Consider the following 17,181-nt stretch of genomic DNA (forward strand, 5'->3'; position numbering starts at 1 on the left):
ATGCACGTAATTTATGGTGGAACCTTTGACCCCGTGCACCACGGCCACCTGCGACTGGGCCTCGAGCTCAAGGATTATCTGGGAGTGGCTCAGGTGCACCTGGTGCCCAGCTATACTCCCCCGCACCGTGGCGCAACAGGCGCAACCGCAGACCAGCGACTTCGGCTTTTGCAACTGGCGATTAAGGGCGAGCCGGCGTTGGCGATTGACACGCGCGAGTTGGATCGCGGCGGTAAATCCTTTACTGCCGACACCCTGCGCCAACTGCGCGCCGAATTGGGCCCCGATTGCCCACTGGTGATGGCCGTGGGTACCGATGCGTTTGCCGGTTTTGATCGCTGGCGCCAATGGCAGGACATTCTGGCACTGGCGCATATTGTGGTGGTCAGCCGCCCTGGTCCGGCGGTAGATCCACAGGGCGTGCCCGCCTTTTTGCTGTCGAAGCATCACGTCGAACACGGCAATGAGCTTAAAAACTCGCCTTGTGGCCGAATTGTAATGTTTGCGCCGCCCTTGCTGGATATTTCCGCGACCGCCATTCGTCAGCGTCTGGCGGCGGGTCATTCCGCGCGCTACCTGCTGCCTTGGCCAGCGCTGGCAGAAATTCACCGGCAAGGGCTCTATGGTGCCTGCCCTGCGGTGGAACTTTAGTGCTACAATTGTCTTAATAACGATTTTTCGGGCGGCCATTCTGGCCAGAGCCCGGGCAACAGGGTGATTATGCAGGCTGAACAATTGAAAGATCTGGTAATAAACGCGCTGGAAGATGTAAAAGCCCAGGATTTAAGTGTTATTGATGTGCGTGAGCGCACCGATGTCACAGACTTCATGGTTTTGGCGTCTGGCACGTCCAACCGACACTTGAAAGCGTTGGCCAATTCGGTCGTCGTTGACGCTAAAGAGCAGGGTGTTCGGGTTGATCATATAGAAGGCGCAGGCGGTAGCGACTGGATACTGGTGGATTTGGGTGACGTCGTGGTGCATGTAATGATGCCGGCGGCCCGCGAATTTTATGACTTGGAACGATTTTGGCGTGACGCCCCTGCACCTGAGTTTGGTCTCGCGGGCGGCGAATAATCATGCGTTTACGTCTGATCTGCGTGGGGCAAAAAATGCCCGACTGGGTCAGTGCCGGTTATCTGGATTACGCTCGCCGCATGCCTCCGGAGTTATCTCTGGAGTTGGTCGAAATTGCCATGGCACACCGGGGTAAAAACCCGGATATTCCCAGGCTCATGCAGCGCGAAAGCGATGCCATTCTTGTCGCTACCCAACCGAAAGACCGGGTGGTGGCGCTGGAAGTGGGAGGACAGCCTTGGTCTACAGAAAAACTGGCCGCGCAACTGGAAAACTGGCAACAGGATGGCGGCGACGTCAACTTTCTGGTGGGCGGGCCGGACGGGCTTGCTGACGCCTGTCGCCAGCGCGCCGACCAGCAATGGTCTTTGTCGCCGCTGACGTTACCTCACCCGCTGGTACGCATTGTGTTAGCGGAACAGCTTTACCGAGCTTGGTCTATTACCCGCAATCATCCTTACCACAGGGCGTAGGGTGCACGATGGGAGTGCTTCATGCCTTGGGGTGAATTCAAGAACATAGCCGCTGAACGCCGTTTGTTCCAGCGCCGCACTCTGGTCATGCTGATTTTTGTGATGTTGCTAATGGGAGCGTTGATTGCGCGCCTGTACCAGTTGCAAGTAGTAGAACACGAGATCTACACCACACTGTCTGACAATAATCGGGTTCAGGTGCAGTCGGTGCCGCCGCCCCGGGGGTTGGTATACGATCGCAATCGCGTGCTGCTGGCGGAAAATCGCCCGGTATTTAGCGTGACTCTGGTGCCCGAGCGCATTACTGATATGAGCGCTACCCTGGTGCGCCTGCAAACCATTCTGTCCATTTCCGATGAGGACCTTGAACGCTTTCAGCGCCGCTTGAAAGAGCGCCGTCGTCCGTTTCAGGAATTGCCTCTGCGTTATGATCTTAATGAAGAAGAAATCGCCCGGCTAGCGGTGCTGCGCCATGAGTTACCGGGCGTAGAAGTGCAAGCCGAGCTGGTGCGCTACTACCCCTACAGCGAATTTACCGCCCATGCCTTGGGCTTCGTGGGGCGCATTAACCAAAGTGAGTTGCAGCGTATTGATCCGGTTAACTACGCCGGCACTAATTACATCGGAAAATCTGGAATTGAGCGTTTTTACGAGCAGCAGCTGCACGGCAAGGTTGGCTTTCAGCATGTTGAAACAAACGCTCGTGGCCGCACCCTTAGGGTGTTGGAGCGCAAAAATCCGGTGCCCGGTGAAAATATTCAGCTGCATCTGGATTTGCGCTTACAGAAGCTGGCCCACAAGCTGCTTGACGGTCGGCGAGGAGCCATTGTAGCGATTGAACCGGCAACAGGCGGCATTCTGGCGTTGGCCAGTGTGCCGGGGTTTGACGCCAACCAGTTTGTGACCGGCATCAGCGTAGAAGACTATCGCGAACTGAGTGAAAGCCGCGATAAACCTTTATTTAACCGCGCCCTTCGTGGGCAGTACCCCCCTGGCTCTACTCTGAAACCGATGCTGGCGATTGCGGCACTGGATAGCGGTGCAACAAATCGCACACGCCGGGTATGGGATCCGGGTTATTTCCAGTTTAACTCGTCTGGGCGGCGCTATCGGGACTGGAAACGTTCAGGGCATGGGTGGGTCGACCTTAACCTGGCCATAACCCAATCCTGCGATGTGTATTTTTACGAAATCGCGGTGGACATGGGGGTTGATACCATTCACCACTATCTTTCGCGATTTGGATTCGGTGAAGACGCCGCGCTGGACGTGGCGGGGGCGCTGAGTGGCCTGCTGCCGTCGAAGGAATGGAAGCAAGGCGCCCGCCAGGAGCCCTGGTACCCCGGTGACACGGTTAATCTGGGTATCGGCCAAGGTTTTATGTTGGCCACGCCCTTGCAGTTGGCAACAGCCACAGCGCTGATTGCCGACCGTGGTTATTGGGTAGAGCCGCGGCTGCTAAAAAGTATTGACGGCAACAACGATCTCACGAGTTTTTTGCCGGAGCAAAATCACGCGCCGTTAACGCTAAAGAATCCGGATAACTGGGAGTTTGTAGTGGAGGCCATGGCCGATGTGATGCACGGCGCGCGCGGAACCGCCCGGGCCGCTGGTGCAAACGCCAGTTACCGAATGGCCGGTAAAACCGGCACAGCCCAGGTTTTTTCCTTAGCTGAAGATGAAGAGTACGATGCGGAGGAAGTGAGAGAGCGGCTGCGTGATCACGCGCTGTTTGTTGGTTTTGCGCCGGTAGATAATCCGCAGATTGCCGTGTCGGTGATTGTGGAAAACGGCGGTGGCGGCAGCAGTACGGCTGCGCCGGTGGCGCGCGCCCTGTTTGACGCCTGGCTGTTGGAATTCGGCGAGGGCGGAGGTGATAGGGAGGGCAGCGCCGCCGCAGACATCGCCAATGTCGAGGGCCTTCGCTGATGGCCAATCGGGATATATTGCACGGCACCGACAGCAGCTCCTTGGGAAACCCCCGCGGTTTCTGGGCTACGGTGCATCTGGACCCCATTCTGCTGATGTTGCTGCTGATGTTGATGGGTGGCGGCCTTTTTGTGCTTTACAGCGGCGCCGACCGCAATATAGACGTTGTCAAAGCCCAGGGTATTCGTCTGGTAATTGCCTTCGTCGCAATGGTAGTGCTGGCCCAGCTTGACCCCGCCGTGTTTCGCCGCTGGGCACCGCTGTTTTACACCCTCGGCCTGGTGGCTCTGGTGGCTGTGCTGCTGGTGGGCGTTGGTGCCAAGGGCGCCCAGCGCTGGCTGTCGGTTCCCGGTTTGCCCCGGTTCCAACCGTCCGAATACATGAAGCTGGTGGTGCCGATGATGGCCGCTTGGTATCTGTCGCGTCACTATCTGCCGCCACGCTTGCGTCATCTGGCGGTGGGCATGGCCATCGTGCTGTTGCCTATGGTGATGATCGTAAAACAGCCTGATTTGGGCACCTCCCTGCTGGTCGGCATGGCAGGTATTTTCGTGGTGTTTTTTGCCGGTATCAGCTGGAAGCTCATTGCGGCATTCTTTGCGTTGGTATCTGTGTCGGCGCCGGTGATGTGGATGTACGGCATGCGCGATTACCAAAAACAGCGGGTGCTGACCATGCTGGATCCGCAAAGTGACCCGCTGGGAGCAGGCTGGAATATCATCCAGTCTAAAACCGCTATCGGTTCCGGTGGCTACGATGGCAAGGGCTGGCTGCACGGTACCCAGTCGCACCTGGAATTTCTGCCCGAAAGCCACACCGACTTTATTGTGGCGGTGCTGGCTGAAGAGTTTGGCTTTATTGGCATGATGGTTTTGCTAACGGTGTATTTTCTGATTATTTTGCGCTGCCTTTACATTGCAGTTTCTGCTCAGGATTCGTTTAGTCGCTTGCTGGCAGGCGCATTGACCATGACGTTTTTCATTTATATTTTTGTCAATATTGGTATGGTCAGCGGTATGTTGCCTGTGGTCGGCGTGCCGCTGCCCCTGGTCAGTTACGGTGGTACCTCCGGGGTTACTCTTATGGCGGCATTCGGGGTGTTGATGTCGATTCACACCCACCGGCGCATGATCTGTTCGTGAACAGTTCCGTATCGCAACCATGGCTGCCTGGTAATGGCGTATTACCAGCCGCAGCCGTTAGAATGGGGCAGTGCCCGCTTTTTCGGTTTCCAATTATGGGGGATATCCCACTGTGATCATCAAGTCTGCCCTGTGGGTCGTGTTGGCGGGGGCTCTGGCCGTGCTGGTCGGCTGTGCTTCCGCGCCCGCGGAAAAAGACCATTCCGGCCGTTATACGATCCGCCAGGATCGCGCGCCTGACGGCAACTTTGACGCCTCCGGGCTAAAAGACGCGCAACCGCGCTTTGAAGAGCCGCGGCGAGCGGGCAACAAATCGCCTTACACCGTGTGGGGCAAAAAATACAGCGTGATGGACGATAACAACGGTTACGTGGCTGAGGGCATGGCAAGCTGGTACGGTGAAAAGTTTCACGGCCATAAAACATCTAACGGCGAAGTGTTCGATATGTACCAGATGACCGCCGCCCACAAATCACTGCGCATTCCCAGTTACGCGCGGGTGACCAACCTTGCCAACGGCCGCTCAGTGATCGTGCGGGTAAATGACCGCGGGCCCTTTCATGGCGACCGGATGATTGATTTATCCTACGCGGCAGCCAAACGACTGGGTTACCAAGGCCAGGGTGTTGCGAAGGTAGAGGTAGCGGCGATAACAGTGAGCCCGGACGGCACCTTGTTTGTGGCTAATAAACCGTTTGGTGGAGCCGACGGGGCTCAAGTATCAACTGCGCAAAAGCCGACGGGCTATTCAGAATCCAAGCCAGAACCCCAACGCTCAGAACCTCAGCGCGAACCTGTGGTGGAGAAACTGTCCGCGGCAGAACGTTCGGATAGCGCAACATCGGTTGTGCCTGCTGCGCAGGGCGTATTCGTGCAGTTGGCGTCATTTTCGAGCAACGTTGCGGCCGAAAATCTGATCCGAAAAGTTCAAAACCAAGTGCAGACACCCATGCGGGTTAAAGTGGCCGACACCGGTAGCGGGCGTTTTCACCGTGTTCAGGCTGGCCCCTTTAACAATGAACAGAGTGCCCTGCAAGCCCAACAGTTGCTGCAGACCTACGGCTTTCATCAAACCATTTTGCTGACGGATTCTCGTTGACGGACTCTCGCTGACCGATTCGCGCTGGCTGATCCAGGCACAAGAGCCAGGCTGAAGAGTCGCCGGTAAATCCTATCCATACACTGACTGATAAATGAAAAAAACCATGGCTTTTGTATCTTTGTTTCGTTCCGCTTTATTTGTGTACACACTGTTGTTGGTCGTCGCTGGCAACGCTCTGGCCCAGACCGTACTGATACCGGCGCCGCCGCAAATTGCCAGCAGTTCCTACGTGTTGATGGAGCCCAAAAGTGGGCACGTCATTATGGAAAACAACAGCAGTGAGCGCCTGCCGCCCGCCAGCCTGACTAAAATGATGACCGCGTACATTGTTGAGCGCGAGCTTGATGAGGGCCGTATTGCCATGGGCGACATGGTGCCCATCAGTGTCACTGCCTGGCAAACCGGAGGTTCCCGCACCTTTGTGCGTGAAGGCACTAGTGTAACGGTAGAAGATTTGTTACGTGGGGTAGTGATTCAGTCCGGTAACGACGCCTCGGTGGCCCTGGCGGAATTTGTTGCCGGCAGCGAGGGCGCGTTTGTCGACATCATGAACCAGCAGGCTGAACTCCTGGGCATGACCAATACCAATTTTGAGAACGCCACCGGATTGCCGTCATCCAACCACTATTCAACCGCTCACGATTTGGCTCTTTTGGCCCAGGCCACCATCAACGATTACCCCGAAACCTATCCGATTTACGCCGAAAAGCAATTCACCTTCAACAACATTCGCCAGCCAAATCGCAACAGCTTGCTGTGGCGTGACAACAGCGTAGACGGGCTGAAAACCGGCCATACCGAAGAAGCCGGATATTGTCTGGTAGCTTCGGCAAAACGCGATGACACCCGTTTTATAGCGGTGGTAATGGGCGCTCGCAGTGCGGAATCGCGCTCACAAGAAGTGCAGAAAATGCTGAACTATGGCTTCCGTTATTATCAGAGCGAGCGTTTGTTCAGCGCCGGTCAAGAGCTGATTAAGTCGCCGGTTTGGGGTGGTGCTGTCAACGCTTTACCCGTTGGGGTTTTTGAAGATGTTTATGTCACCATTTCCCGCGGTGCCCGCAATCAGCTCGAGTCTGTTATCGACCTGGACTCCGTGGTTAGAGCGCCGGTTAGCGCTGGCGATGAATTGGGCCGCATCAAGGTTTCGTATCAGGGCGAGGTACTGGTAGATCAGCCCGTGCTGGCGCTAGTAGACGTGCCTGACGGCGGGTTTTTCAAGCGTATCTGGGACACAGTAAAGCTGTTTTTCGTGCAGTTGTTCCAATAAGCCTCAACCCTAAAGCCGGACGGTAAGATGAGTGACGTAAAAGCACCAAAAATCGAATTTCCCTGCGATTACGCGATCAAAGTGATTGGTAATGCCGCTCCGGATTTCAGGGAGTTTGTGTTAGCAGTGGTTGAGCGCCATGCACCGAGGCTAGATGTTAGTACAGTGACCGTTAACGACAGCCGCAACGGCCGTTTCTGTTCGGTGCGGCTGACCCTGGCCGCAACCGGAGAGCCGCAACTGCAGGCGCTGTTCAACGAGCTTAAAGCCAGCGGCCGCGTGCACATGGTGTTGTAACCGTGGGCCATCTGATTGTGCGCTCTTTGGGCGAACAGCCCTACCTGGAAACCTGGCATGCTATGCAGGCATTTACCGCCAGCCGCGACAAAAACAGCGCTGACGAGCTCTGGTGTTTACAGCACCCGGCGGTTTACACCCAAGGGCAGGCCGGTAAGGCCGAGCATATTCTGGCGCCTGGTGATATACCCGTGGTTCAGGTAGACCGGGGTGGTCAAGTGACATACCACGGCCCTGGCCAACTGGTCATTTATCTGCTGATTGATCTAACTCGCAGTGCTCTGGGTATTCGCGCGCTTGTCAGCCATATTGAACAGTCCATCGTAAACACTCTTGCACCTTTGGGTATCAGCGCCGCGCCGCGAGCCGATGCGCCGGGGGTTTATGTGGATGGCGCGAAAATCGCGTCGCTGGGTTTGCGTGTACGACGCGGTTGCTCATTCCACGGCCTGGCGCTGAATGTCGCCATGGATATGGAACCCTTCGCGCGAATCAACCCGTGCGGCTATGCCGGTATGGTCATGTGCCAGGTGCAGGACTTTGCGCAGCACGCCACATTTGCACAAATAGAGCAGCAGCTTGCCGAACAACTGGTTGCCGCCTTGGGCCATAGCTCGACAGGCGAGGGCTCGGTAAGCTGGCAGCAGGGCTGGTAAATCTGTGCCGAGATTAGACAGCGGTAGGCTAAAATACATTTGAATCAGTACATAGGTACGTTAGAGAGCACTTGAGTGAGTGCGTATCTAAGTGAAAGTGTATTTAAGCTCGAGAGATTTAGGGCTGAGGATATTTAGGGCTGGAGAGTATTTATGGCAAAAAAGGGATCAGACAACTCTGTCTCACGCATAAAAACCGGCAGCTTCGAACGCAGGCTTAGCCTCACCCGTGCCGGCCTGTTTGCCGGCACCCGCATGGCTTCCCACATGGCGACCAATTGGCTGGGTGGGAAGGAACGCCGCGAACAACGTCACAAGGCCATGTTGTCCTCCCAGGCTCGCTTTCTGGTAGAGGAGCTCGGCCAATTAAAAGGCAGCGTGGTCAAGATTGGCCAGGTGATGGCCTTGTACGGCGAACATTTTCTACCCGATGAAGTGACCGAAGCCCTGCATACTCTGGAAGATCAGACCACGTCTTTGGCGTGGCCAGCTATCGAACGCGTGTTGCAATCGGAATTGGGCAGTGAACGCCTGGCGCAGCTGGATATTGAACCTCAGCCTATTGGCGCCGCTTCACTGGGCCAGGTTCACCGCGCCAGGCGCTTGAGTGATGGCCTTGAACTGGTGCTGAAAGTGCAGTACCCAGGTGTAGGCGATGCGGTCGACAGCGACCTAAACGCCGTTGCCAAGCTGCTAAAAATGGCCCGCTTAGTTAATTTTGGTCCCGAATTCGACGATTGGCTGGAAGAAGTACGGGTAATGATGCACCGCGAGGTGGACTACCGCCTGGAAGCCGACACCACCGAGCGTTTTCGTCAAATGCTGCTAGACGACACGCGTTTCATTGTGCCGCGGGTGCTGCCGGAATACTCCAGTGCCCAAGTAATTGCCTCCACTTATGAGCGTGGGCACTCTGTTAACTCGCCAACGGTTGCCGGAATTTCTTTGGAGCGCCGCAATGAACTGGGTAAGGCCGCCCTTGAACTGTTCTTTCGCGAGTTGTTTGATTGGGGGGAGATTCAAACCGACCCGAACTTTGGAAACTATCGCATTCGCTTGGCCGGGGAGCCGGGCGCAGAGGCAGATCACGATCGTATCGTGTTATTGGATTTCGGCGCGGTGCAGCGCTACACCGATGACTTTTTACAGCCGGTTATTCAAATGATTCGTGCCTCCTATGAAAACGATTTGGGTGCTGTGATCGATGGCGGCGTGCAACTCCGGTTTATGAGCCGTGACTGGCCCATTGAGGTGTTGGAAACCTTTGGCCGAGTATGTATGTCCGTGTTGGAGCCGTTAATTGGCGACCCCAGCGAATGGCCACCCGGGGCTGTGAACAGCGCCGGTCAGTATCGCTGGAAACAAAGCGACTTACCTTCACGGGTAGCACGGCAGGCCGCTCGTTCTGCTATTAGTCGCTACTTTCGCGTGCCACCAAAAGAGTTTGTGTTTCTGAACCGCAAGTTGATCGGAGTTTACACGTTTATTGCCGTTTTGCAGGCTGAGTTCAACGGTGAGCCAATGTTACGGTGTTATCTTTACCCCGAGAACAAAAAACCCGACACCAGCGCCTCGGTTTCGGGGCCGTAGGCACTGAGTACCAGCCACAACACAATGGCGTAACGCAAGCCCTTGCCGATGCCAACCAGAATCACAAAGTTCAGCCAAGGCACACGCATAATACCGCCTACCAGGGTAAGCGCGTCGCCGCCAATCGGTAACCAGCCCAGCAGTAACGACCATTGGCCAAAGCGGTTAAAGCGGTTGCGGGCATTGTGCAATTGCACTTCGGTCATCGGAAACCAGCGCTTGTGCTTGAATCGATCTACTTGGCGTCCGATCATTCCGTTCACCACAGACCCCAGCGTATTTCCGGTTGTGGCCGCAAACCACAACCAGAATGGCCCGTAGCCCTGGGCTAGCAGGGTGCCCAGCAGGATTTCCGAATACGCAGGTAGCAGCGTCGCAGCGGCAAAAGCGGTGGCGAACAGGGTCAGGTATACCACGGGTTCTCCGTTTAGGGATTTCATAGTTGGCCAAACGGAATACTAGACTATCGTGGCTATTCAAACAGTCAATTTTCATTCTCCGGCAGCCGTGCCATCATGATTACATCAATAGAAAAAACATCGATTAAGCCAATAGCCATCAACCTAACAGGTAGGCATTAATAAGGGGAGCAAGTTATGGAAAAAGTCACAATTTTCGGTCGTACCAGTTGCGGTTTTTGCGTAGGGGCCATTCGTTTGTGCGAAGCTCGTGGTTTCGATTTTAAGTGGGTAGATATGATTGAGGAAGACATTACTAAAGCGGATATTGCACAGAAAATAGGCAAGCCGGTACATACCGTGCCGCAGATTTTCGTGGGTGAGCAGCACATTGGAGGCTATGATGAATTTTCCACTTTTGTCCGTCAGCAAGAAACTGCCGAGCATTAATCGCGGCTAATTGCCCATCCCGTCCAGAACCTGATTGGCCCAACCGCGGCTTTCCAAAAAATAGTGGTTAAGTGTAGCAACCACTTCGTCACTGGCATTGGTCAGGCGGCCCTTCTCAAAAGCTTTTACTAGATGAAGGGTCTTGCCAAGTGAGCCCTCGTGAGCAAGCAGTGCTTGCTTGACACTTGGAGCGAGGGGAAGTTGGTCACACAGTAGCTCAAGCTTTTGGCCGAGCAGCACATCAACCATCGACAGCAAGCCCACCATAAATGCGGGTTCTTTGTTTTCCTTGCAGTCTCGCGCAGCCAGCCGCGAGCACATGGCTGCGCGGGTAAGCGCTTGTGGCAACAATAACATGTTGCACGGGTCGTCATTGGCCAGTACCAGCATGGTGACCAGATTACGAAGACGGTCCAGGCCAATCAACACTATGGCCTGACGCATGCTAATGATTTGGTGGGGCAAATTGTAACTTGCAGAATTTACTGTGCGCAGCATTTGCACCCCCAGCTGAGGTTCCTGCACCAGTAACCGTTCCAATTCGTTGTAGTCTGCTTCGGGTTTTTGTAATTCGCCCAGAAGGCGAATTTGTGCCGACTGATTGCGCCCGCGCTTGAAGGAAGTAGATTGCCGGGTTTCCGGGTGGGCGTAAAAGTAACCCTGAAAAAGAGTAAATCCCATGGCCCGGGCTTGATCAAACTCTTTTTTGGTTTCCACCTTTTCGGCCAACAAGGTGATGCCGCGGGCCAGGTAGTGTTCTACCTGCTTTCCGGTTGGGGGCTGCTCCAGCATGTCCAGTTTGATAATGTCGGCCAGATCCAGAAGCGGTCGGGTGGCGTCGGTCAGTACAAAGTCATCCAATGCTACGGTGTAGCCCTGGGATTTTATGCGCCTCAGTGCTGCAAGGATCTCTTCGTCACCCTCTACGCTTTCCAGTACCTCGATAACGACCTGCTTCGGGCTGGGCGGCAGTAATGCCGGGTTCAGCAGCCATTCACGGGGGGCGTTGAAAAACAGCTTCCTACGGCCGCAAAGAGACTCAATACCGGCTTCGTAAAAGGCTGCATTGCAGGCCCGCGCAGTGGCGATAAGGCCATCTTCTATGACAGCGGAACTCGCGCCTGCGGTGGCTCGGTAAAGTAATTCGTCGGCCACGTGGGCCATATTGGCATCGCAAATTGGCTGCAGGGCAATGCAATAGGAGCTGGTGTTGGGTTTTTGTGAGTTCGTCATGAATCATTAGCACCCAAAGAATAACACTGGCGGCAAAAGCCAAGCGAGATTGCAGCATACAATAGAGAGACTACCGCACAAACAAAGGATATTTTATTTGGCTGCGAAGCTAGCATCACGGCAGCCTCAGGGGCTGCCGTAATGATTATGGCGGGGTTGTCTTAGAGCTCAAATGCGGTTTTAAGGCGTTTTTCCACCAATTGGTTTTTCAATTTGGCTACCTTTGGCAAGCCATTTTCAAAAGGTGGAAAACTTTCGCCCTGAATCAGTGGGCTCAAGTAGTCGCGGCAGTCTTGGGTAATGCCGAAGCCATCATCGGTGATGTAGTGAATCGGCATTTTCTTTTCCTGGTTAGCGACTTCGCTCAGCGGTGCCTCTCCCACTCTCCAGCGATAAGGCATGGCCTGCTCGCGAACGATGATGGGCATCAGCGCCTGCTTGCCGGCAATCGCCATTTCAACCGCTGCCTTGCCGACGGTGTAGGCCTGCTCTACGTCGGTGGCCGAGGCGATATGGCGTGCGCTGCGCTGCAGATAATCGGCTACGGCCCAGTGGTACTTGTAGCCCAGAGCCTGCTTCATCAGATTTGCCAGCGCGGGTGCAACGCCGCCTAATTGGGTGTGGCCAAAGGCGTCGCGGGCCCCGGCTTCCGCCAGAAAGCGACCGTCTTCATATTGGGCGCCTTCAGACGCAACGATCACGCAATAACCGTATTCCTTCACGCAAAAGTCCACTCGGGCTAAAAAGGCCTCGCGATCAAACGGAACTTCCGGAAACAGAATAATGTGTGGCGGCTCACCTTCGCCCTGACCGGCAAGCCCGCCTGATGCAGCAATCCAGCCGGCGTGGCGGCCCATCACCTCCAGAATGAACACCTTGGTGGAGGTCTCGCACATGGATTTGATGTCAAGGCTGGCTTCCATCGTGGAGATGGCAATGTACTTGGCCACCGAGCCAAAGCCCGGGCAGCAATCGGTGAAGGGCAGGTCGTTATCAACGGTTTTGGGTATACCGATGCAGGTAATGGGATAGCCCATTTTTTCGCTGATCTGCGATACCTTGTAAGCGGTGTCTTGGGAATCGCCACCGCCGTTATAGAAGAAATACCCGATGTCGTGGGCGCGGAACACTTCAATTAAACGCTCATATTCGCGGCGGTTTTCAGAGATGTTTTTAAGCTTGTGGCGACACGATCCAAAAGCACCACCGGGGGTATGCATCAGCGCGGCAATGGCGCCATCGGACTCCAGACTGGTATCGATCAGTTCTTCTTTCAGTGCACCGAGAATACCGTTGCGACCGGCATATACCTTGCCGATTTTATCCGGGTGCCGGCGGGCGGTTTGAATAACGCCACAGGCGCTGGCGTTTATAACGGCGGTGACACCACCGGATTGTGCATAAAATGCGTTTTTAATGGCCATCTGGCAGGTAAGCCTCTCACGGGTTCGATGATGGCGCGCATGATACGCCAATTACCAACAATTTTCATGACCGGTAAAACCGAAACGACCAGCAGTGCATGCTTGACGGGCCGCAACGTATGGGGGACGCTTGGCAGCGTTTTTATCAGGAGGCGCTCGGTTTCATGCACATTCATATATTGGGTATTTGCGGCACCTTTATGGGTAGCCTGGCGGTATTGGCTCGTGAGCTGGGGCACAAGGTGACTGGTTCTGATCAAGGCGTTTATCCGCCCATGAGTACCCAGCTGCAAGCTCAGGGGATCGAACTGATTGAAGGCTACCACCCTGACAACCTTAAATCGCGGCCCGATCTGGTGCTGATCGGCAACGCCATGTCCCGCGGCAACGCAGAAGTGGAACAGGTGCTTAACCGCAATATTCCTTATATGTCCGGCCCTGAATGGCTGGCGCGGGAAGTGTTACACCAGCGTTGGGTGCTGGCGGTAGCCGGCACCCACGGCAAAACCACCACCACCGCCATGCTGCTGTGGATACTGGAGCAGGCGGGGTTTGACGCCGGTTATCTGGTGGGCGGCGTACCCAAAGATTTGCCGGTGTCTGCACGCCTGGGCAGCAGTGACTTTTTTGTAATTGAGGCTGATGAATACGACAGCGCGTTTTTTGACAAGCGTTCGAAGTTTGTTCACTACCGCCCGCGCACACTGATTTTAAACAACCTGGAATTCGACCACGCCGATATTTTTGACAACGTGGAAGCCATCGAACGCCAGTTCCATCATCTTATCCGTACCGTGCCGTCCCAAGGCTTGATTCTGCGCCCGACATTGGACAACCACCTCGACAACGCCATCGCCATGGGCTGCTGGACTCCGCAGCAAACGCTTTCTATTGGTGGCGAAGCGGACACTCCGAGCCACTGGCGAGCCGAGCTGCTGAGCGACGACGGCAGCCATTTTATGGTATTGCACCACGAGCAACCGGTGGCCGCCGTAAAGTGGGCTCACAGCGGCTTGCACAACGTGCGTAACGCCCTTTCGGCCATTGCCGCAGCGCGCCATGTGGGCGTTACTCCAGATCACGCCATTAGCGCGTTGTGCCGTTTTTCCGGAGTAAAAAGGCGCATGGAGTTGCTGGCGGACATTAATGGCGTAAAGGTGTATGACGACTTCGCCCATCACCCCACGGCCATCGCCACTACCTTGGAGGGCTTGCGTAAACAGGTGGGCGACGAGCCTGTGCTGGCGTTGATCGAGCCCCGTTCCAATACCATGAAACAGGGTGTGCACAGCGACACCCTTTTACCCAGCGCGGCAGCCGCCGATCGCGTGCTCTGGGCCAACCTGAACGATTCCAGCTGGTTGCCGAAATTGGTTGAACGCTGGCAGCAGGCCAACGCCGGCAGCAGCTTGCACAGGGTCGAAGCATCAGTAGACGATTTGATAGCGCGGGTAATGGCAGACTTACCCAGCCCCTGCCACATTGTGATTATGAGCAACGGTGGTTTTGGCGGCATTCATCAACGACTGATTGCTGAAATCGAACGTACCAACGGGTAATCCAAATTACGCCGCCTTAGAATGGGAGTAAGCCGTGCATGAATGAGGTGCCCGCAATGAGTGATACAGCAGCAACAATGGATGCGCCGCGAGTCATCAACCTGGCGTTTACCGGTGCTTCGGGCGCGCCTTACGGCCTGCGCCTGCTGCAATGCCTGGTAGCTGCCGGCTGTCGGGTTCAGGTGATGATCAGCAAAGCCGCGCAGATTGTGATTGCCACCGAAACCGACCTGAAATTGCCCGGTACACCGGCGGCCATGCAGCAGTGCCTGAGCGAATACAGCCAGGCCGCCCCCGGCCAGGTGTTGGTATTTGGCCGCGAAGACTGGTTTTCACCGCCGGCCTCCGGTTCCGGCGAAAAAGCCCCACTGGTGATTTGCCCCTGCAGCACCGGTACCCTGTCGGCCCTGGCCACGGGCGCCAGCAACAACCTGATAGAAAGAGCAGGGGACGTCGCTCTGAAAGAGCGCCGCCAGCTGATATTGGTGCCGCGCGAGGCGCCCTATTCAGAAGTTCATCTGGAAAACATGCTGAAACTGACCCGCATGGGCGCCGTCATCATGCCGGCAAGCCCGGGATTTTATCACAACCCTGAAACCATCAATGACCTAGTGGATTTTGTGGTGGCGCGGCTGCTGGACCATTTGGGTGTTGATCAGAAACTGATGCCCCGCTGGGGTGAAGAAAGGGTGGCGCGCAAGCTGAAGGGGGCGTGAGCTTGGGGGGCCCTAGCGGTCGCTTTAGAAAGAGTGATCACTTCAACCCCATAGAAGCGGCAAGACAAACCGCTGGTTTAGACGGGTTAGGCGCTTAAAAATAGCTTTATCCCAGCTTCTCTATTGAATCAGGCGTCTTTTAAAGTTGCCATATCAATCACGAAACGATACTTCACATCGCCTTTTTTTATGCGCTCGTAAGCTTCGTTGATATTCTTGATATCGAGCATTTCGATATCGCAGCTAATGCCGTGTTCAGCGCAGAAATCCAGCATTTCCTGGGTTTCCGGCATGCCACCGATCAGCGAGCCGCCCAATACCCGACGTTTAAGGACCAGGTTGCCAGCTTCCAGCGGGGGGTCAATCGGATCCAGAAGACCCACCAGAATGTGGGTGCCATCATGGCTGAGGCAGTTCAGGTAGGGATTCAGGTCGTGCTGAACCGGCACTGTATCCAGCATGAAATCAAAAGTTTCAGTGGCGTCCTTCATCTGTTGTTCATCGGTGGAAATTACCACATGGTCGGCGCCCTGTTTCTTGGCCTCTGCAACCTTGCTTTCAGAACGGGTGAAGATGGTCACTTCAGCACCCAGCGCCTTAGCGATCTTCACGCCCATATGGCCGAGGCCGCCCATCCCGATGACACCCACCTTGTCACCCTTTTTGACACCATAGTGGCGCAATGGGGAATAGGTGGTTATGCCGGCACAAAGCAGCGGTGCAGCGGCGGCGGGGTCCAACTTCTCCGGTATCCTGACCACGAAACGCTCGCTGACGACCACGTTGTCTGAGTAGCCACCAAAAGTGACGGATTGATCGTAACGATCTTCGCCGTTGTAGGTGCCGGTCATACCCTCTTTGCAATATTGCTCAAGGCCGGATTCGCAGGCGGAGCAGGTGCGGCAAGAGTCCACCATGCAACCCACGCCAACCATATCCCCAACCTTGTAGGCTGAGACATCGTTGCCTACAGCGGTAACCCGGCCAACAATCTCATGGCCCGGAACTACCGGGTAAACAGTCACTCCCCAGTCATTATGCGCAAAGTGAATATCGGTGTGGCAGACACCGCAGTAATCAATTTCGATGGATACATCGTCGGGGCGAGGTTCTCGGCGGTCGAAACTAAACGGTGCGACGCCTGATTGCGCAGATTGTGCGGCGTATGCTTTGGTGTTAGCCATGTCTGTAGCTGCTCTTCAATGGATGTTGAGTCATGTGGAAAATGACCATAATAATTTTAACAGCTCACGTGCCTTGTACGTGTCAGCGATTGTCCTTAGGCTCTGCTGCTGGGGAGGGAGCAAAAGCTCAGATCCGGTCCAAGGTGGGGCACCCGTTCCATGTCATCAGGAATTTGTTCCGTCACTGGAAATTGCCATCTATGGCGCAAGTTTCTGGATGCCTGACCTGAAGCTGTCAGGGCTAACTGCCATCGTCGGTGTTGGTGTCATCTGGCAAACGCTAGCTGACGCATTGCTGTTCTTTTTGATGATTGTTGCAACCCAATATGATGGCAAAGTTAGGAGGCTTTTTTTGAGGCAGAGTGCGCGAACCTACAGTTACAGGGCAATTTGGCATTCAGTTCGCCTAATTTCCTCAAAGGTCGTCTTCTGAAAACGATAAGGGCGGTAAAATGAGAAGGAAATATCTCTGTTGCTGTCTTTAATGGGAAGCGGTTACTAAATCGATAGAGAATAACCTCAGGCGATCCATGCCACTGACAGAATCGGAGCGAGCAGATATGGCTTGGTTTGATGCGTCGAAAGGGAGAAAGCTGAGTTAAAAGGAAAAACCCATTCGCCCTCGGACGACATAGTGAGCACATTCGTAAACCCACAGAAAAATCGTCTGCGTACCATTTT

Annotated in this window: 18 protein-coding genes; 14 read left to right on the top strand and 4 right to left on the bottom strand. The window is 55.0% G+C overall.

Annotated features, from left to right (window positions below):
• The 10 genes from nadD to MIH19_RS04580 all read left to right on the top strand — a co-directional run bounded on the left by nadD (position 1) and on the right by MIH19_RS04580 (position 9,536).
• A complete protein-coding gene (gene nadD / locus MIH19_RS04535) occupies positions 1-651 on the top strand; it encodes a nicotinate-nucleotide adenylyltransferase (RefSeq protein ID WP_249007743.1) in 651 nt (216 codons plus the stop codon).
• A 69-nt stretch (positions 652-720) separates the two neighbouring features.
• Positions 721-1,077 (top strand): ribosome silencing factor, encoded by a 357-nt coding sequence (rsfS, locus tag MIH19_RS04540; RefSeq protein WP_249007744.1) that lies wholly within the window; start codon positions 721-723, stop codon positions 1,075-1,077.
• A gap of 2 nt (positions 1,078-1,079) precedes the next feature.
• Entirely contained in the window at positions 1,080-1,550 is a 471-nt protein-coding gene (gene rlmH, locus MIH19_RS04545; protein WP_249007745.1) for a 23S rRNA (pseudouridine(1915)-N(3))-methyltransferase RlmH, read from the top strand.
• A 21-nt stretch (positions 1,551-1,571) separates the two neighbouring features.
• A complete protein-coding gene (gene mrdA / locus MIH19_RS04550; RefSeq protein WP_249007746.1) occupies positions 1,572-3,479 on the top strand; it encodes a penicillin-binding protein 2 in 1,908 nt (635 codons plus the stop codon).
• Positions 3,479-4,621, top strand: a complete 1,143-nt coding sequence (gene rodA, locus MIH19_RS04555) for a rod shape-determining protein RodA (RefSeq protein ID WP_249007747.1) — start codon at positions 3,479-3,481, stop codon at positions 4,619-4,621. The genes mrdA and rodA overlap by 1 nt, the downstream gene beginning before the upstream one ends.
• Positions 4,622-4,733: 112 nt before the next feature.
• Positions 4,734-5,720: a septal ring lytic transglycosylase RlpA family protein gene (locus MIH19_RS04560; protein WP_249007748.1), complete on the top strand. Its 987-nt coding sequence runs from the start codon at positions 4,734-4,736 to the stop codon at positions 5,718-5,720.
• 106 nt (positions 5,721-5,826) lie between these two features.
• Entirely contained in the window at positions 5,827-6,993 is a 1,167-nt protein-coding gene (locus MIH19_RS04565) for a D-alanyl-D-alanine carboxypeptidase family protein (protein ID WP_249007749.1), read from the top strand.
• 27 nt (positions 6,994-7,020) lie between these two features.
• On the top strand, positions 7,021-7,290 hold the full coding sequence (locus MIH19_RS04570; RefSeq protein WP_249007750.1) for a DUF493 family protein: 270 nt from the start codon (positions 7,021-7,023) through the stop codon (positions 7,288-7,290).
• Between the two features lie 2 nt (positions 7,291-7,292).
• A complete protein-coding gene (gene lipB / locus MIH19_RS04575) occupies positions 7,293-7,946 on the top strand; it encodes a lipoyl(octanoyl) transferase LipB (protein WP_249007751.1) in 654 nt (217 codons plus the stop codon).
• Positions 7,947-8,099: 153 nt separating this feature from the next.
• A complete protein-coding gene (locus MIH19_RS04580; protein WP_249007752.1) occupies positions 8,100-9,536 on the top strand; it encodes an AarF/ABC1/UbiB kinase family protein in 1,437 nt (478 codons plus the stop codon).
• Here the strand turns inward: MIH19_RS04580 and MIH19_RS04585 are convergent.
• Complete coding sequence (locus MIH19_RS04585; RefSeq protein ID WP_249007753.1) at positions 9,485-9,952, bottom strand: YqaA family protein; 468 nt, start codon at positions 9,950-9,952, stop codon at positions 9,485-9,487. The two genes, MIH19_RS04580 and MIH19_RS04585, sit on opposite strands and share 52 nt — an antisense overlap.
• A 180-nt stretch (positions 9,953-10,132) precedes the next feature.
• Here MIH19_RS04585 and MIH19_RS04590 point away from each other — a divergent pair, with 180 nt between their 5' ends.
• Positions 10,133-10,384 carry a GrxA family glutaredoxin gene (locus MIH19_RS04590; protein ID WP_249007754.1) on the top strand — a complete coding sequence of 84 codons (252 nt, stop codon included), beginning with the start codon at positions 10,133-10,135 and terminating at the stop codon, positions 10,382-10,384.
• Positions 10,385-10,390: 6 nt separating this feature from the next.
• On the opposite strand, the gene MIH19_RS04595 is transcribed toward MIH19_RS04590, so the two are convergent.
• Both MIH19_RS04595 and MIH19_RS04600 read right to left on the bottom strand, forming a co-directional pair.
• Positions 10,391-11,617 (bottom strand): HDOD domain-containing protein, encoded by a 1,227-nt coding sequence (locus MIH19_RS04595; RefSeq protein WP_249007755.1) that lies wholly within the window; start codon positions 11,615-11,617, stop codon positions 10,391-10,393.
• 161 nt (positions 11,618-11,778) lie between these two features.
• Positions 11,779-13,041: a 6-phosphofructokinase gene (locus tag MIH19_RS04600; RefSeq protein ID WP_249007756.1), complete on the bottom strand. Its 1,263-nt coding sequence runs from the start codon at positions 13,039-13,041 to the stop codon at positions 11,779-11,781.
• A 164-nt stretch (positions 13,042-13,205) separates the two neighbouring features.
• Here MIH19_RS04600 and mpl point away from each other — a divergent pair, with 164 nt between their 5' ends.
• Together mpl and MIH19_RS04610 are read left to right on the top strand one after the other, a co-directional pair.
• Complete coding sequence (gene mpl, locus MIH19_RS04605) at positions 13,206-14,600, top strand: UDP-N-acetylmuramate:L-alanyl-gamma-D-glutamyl-meso-diaminopimelate ligase (protein ID WP_249007757.1); 1,395 nt, start codon at positions 13,206-13,208, stop codon at positions 14,598-14,600.
• A 38-nt stretch (positions 14,601-14,638) separates the two neighbouring features.
• Complete coding sequence (locus MIH19_RS04610; RefSeq protein ID WP_283164096.1) at positions 14,639-15,316, top strand: flavin prenyltransferase UbiX; 678 nt, start codon at positions 14,639-14,641, stop codon at positions 15,314-15,316.
• 128 nt (positions 15,317-15,444) lie between these two features.
• On the opposite strand, the gene MIH19_RS04615 is transcribed toward MIH19_RS04610, so the two are convergent.
• Positions 15,445-16,500: an NAD(P)-dependent alcohol dehydrogenase gene (locus MIH19_RS04615; RefSeq protein ID WP_249007758.1), complete on the bottom strand. Its 1,056-nt coding sequence runs from the start codon at positions 16,498-16,500 to the stop codon at positions 15,445-15,447.
• Here MIH19_RS04615 and MIH19_RS04620 point away from each other — a divergent pair.
• Positions 16,499-16,933 (top strand): hypothetical protein, encoded by a 435-nt coding sequence (locus tag MIH19_RS04620; RefSeq protein ID WP_249007759.1) that lies wholly within the window; start codon positions 16,499-16,501, stop codon positions 16,931-16,933. The genes MIH19_RS04615 and MIH19_RS04620 overlap by 2 nt on opposite strands.
• Positions 16,934-17,181: the final 248 nt, after the last annotated feature.

The sequence above is a fragment of the Marinobacter sp. M1C genome (assembly GCF_023314135.1).
Lineage (GTDB): Bacteria > Pseudomonadota > Gammaproteobacteria > Pseudomonadales > Oleiphilaceae > Marinobacter.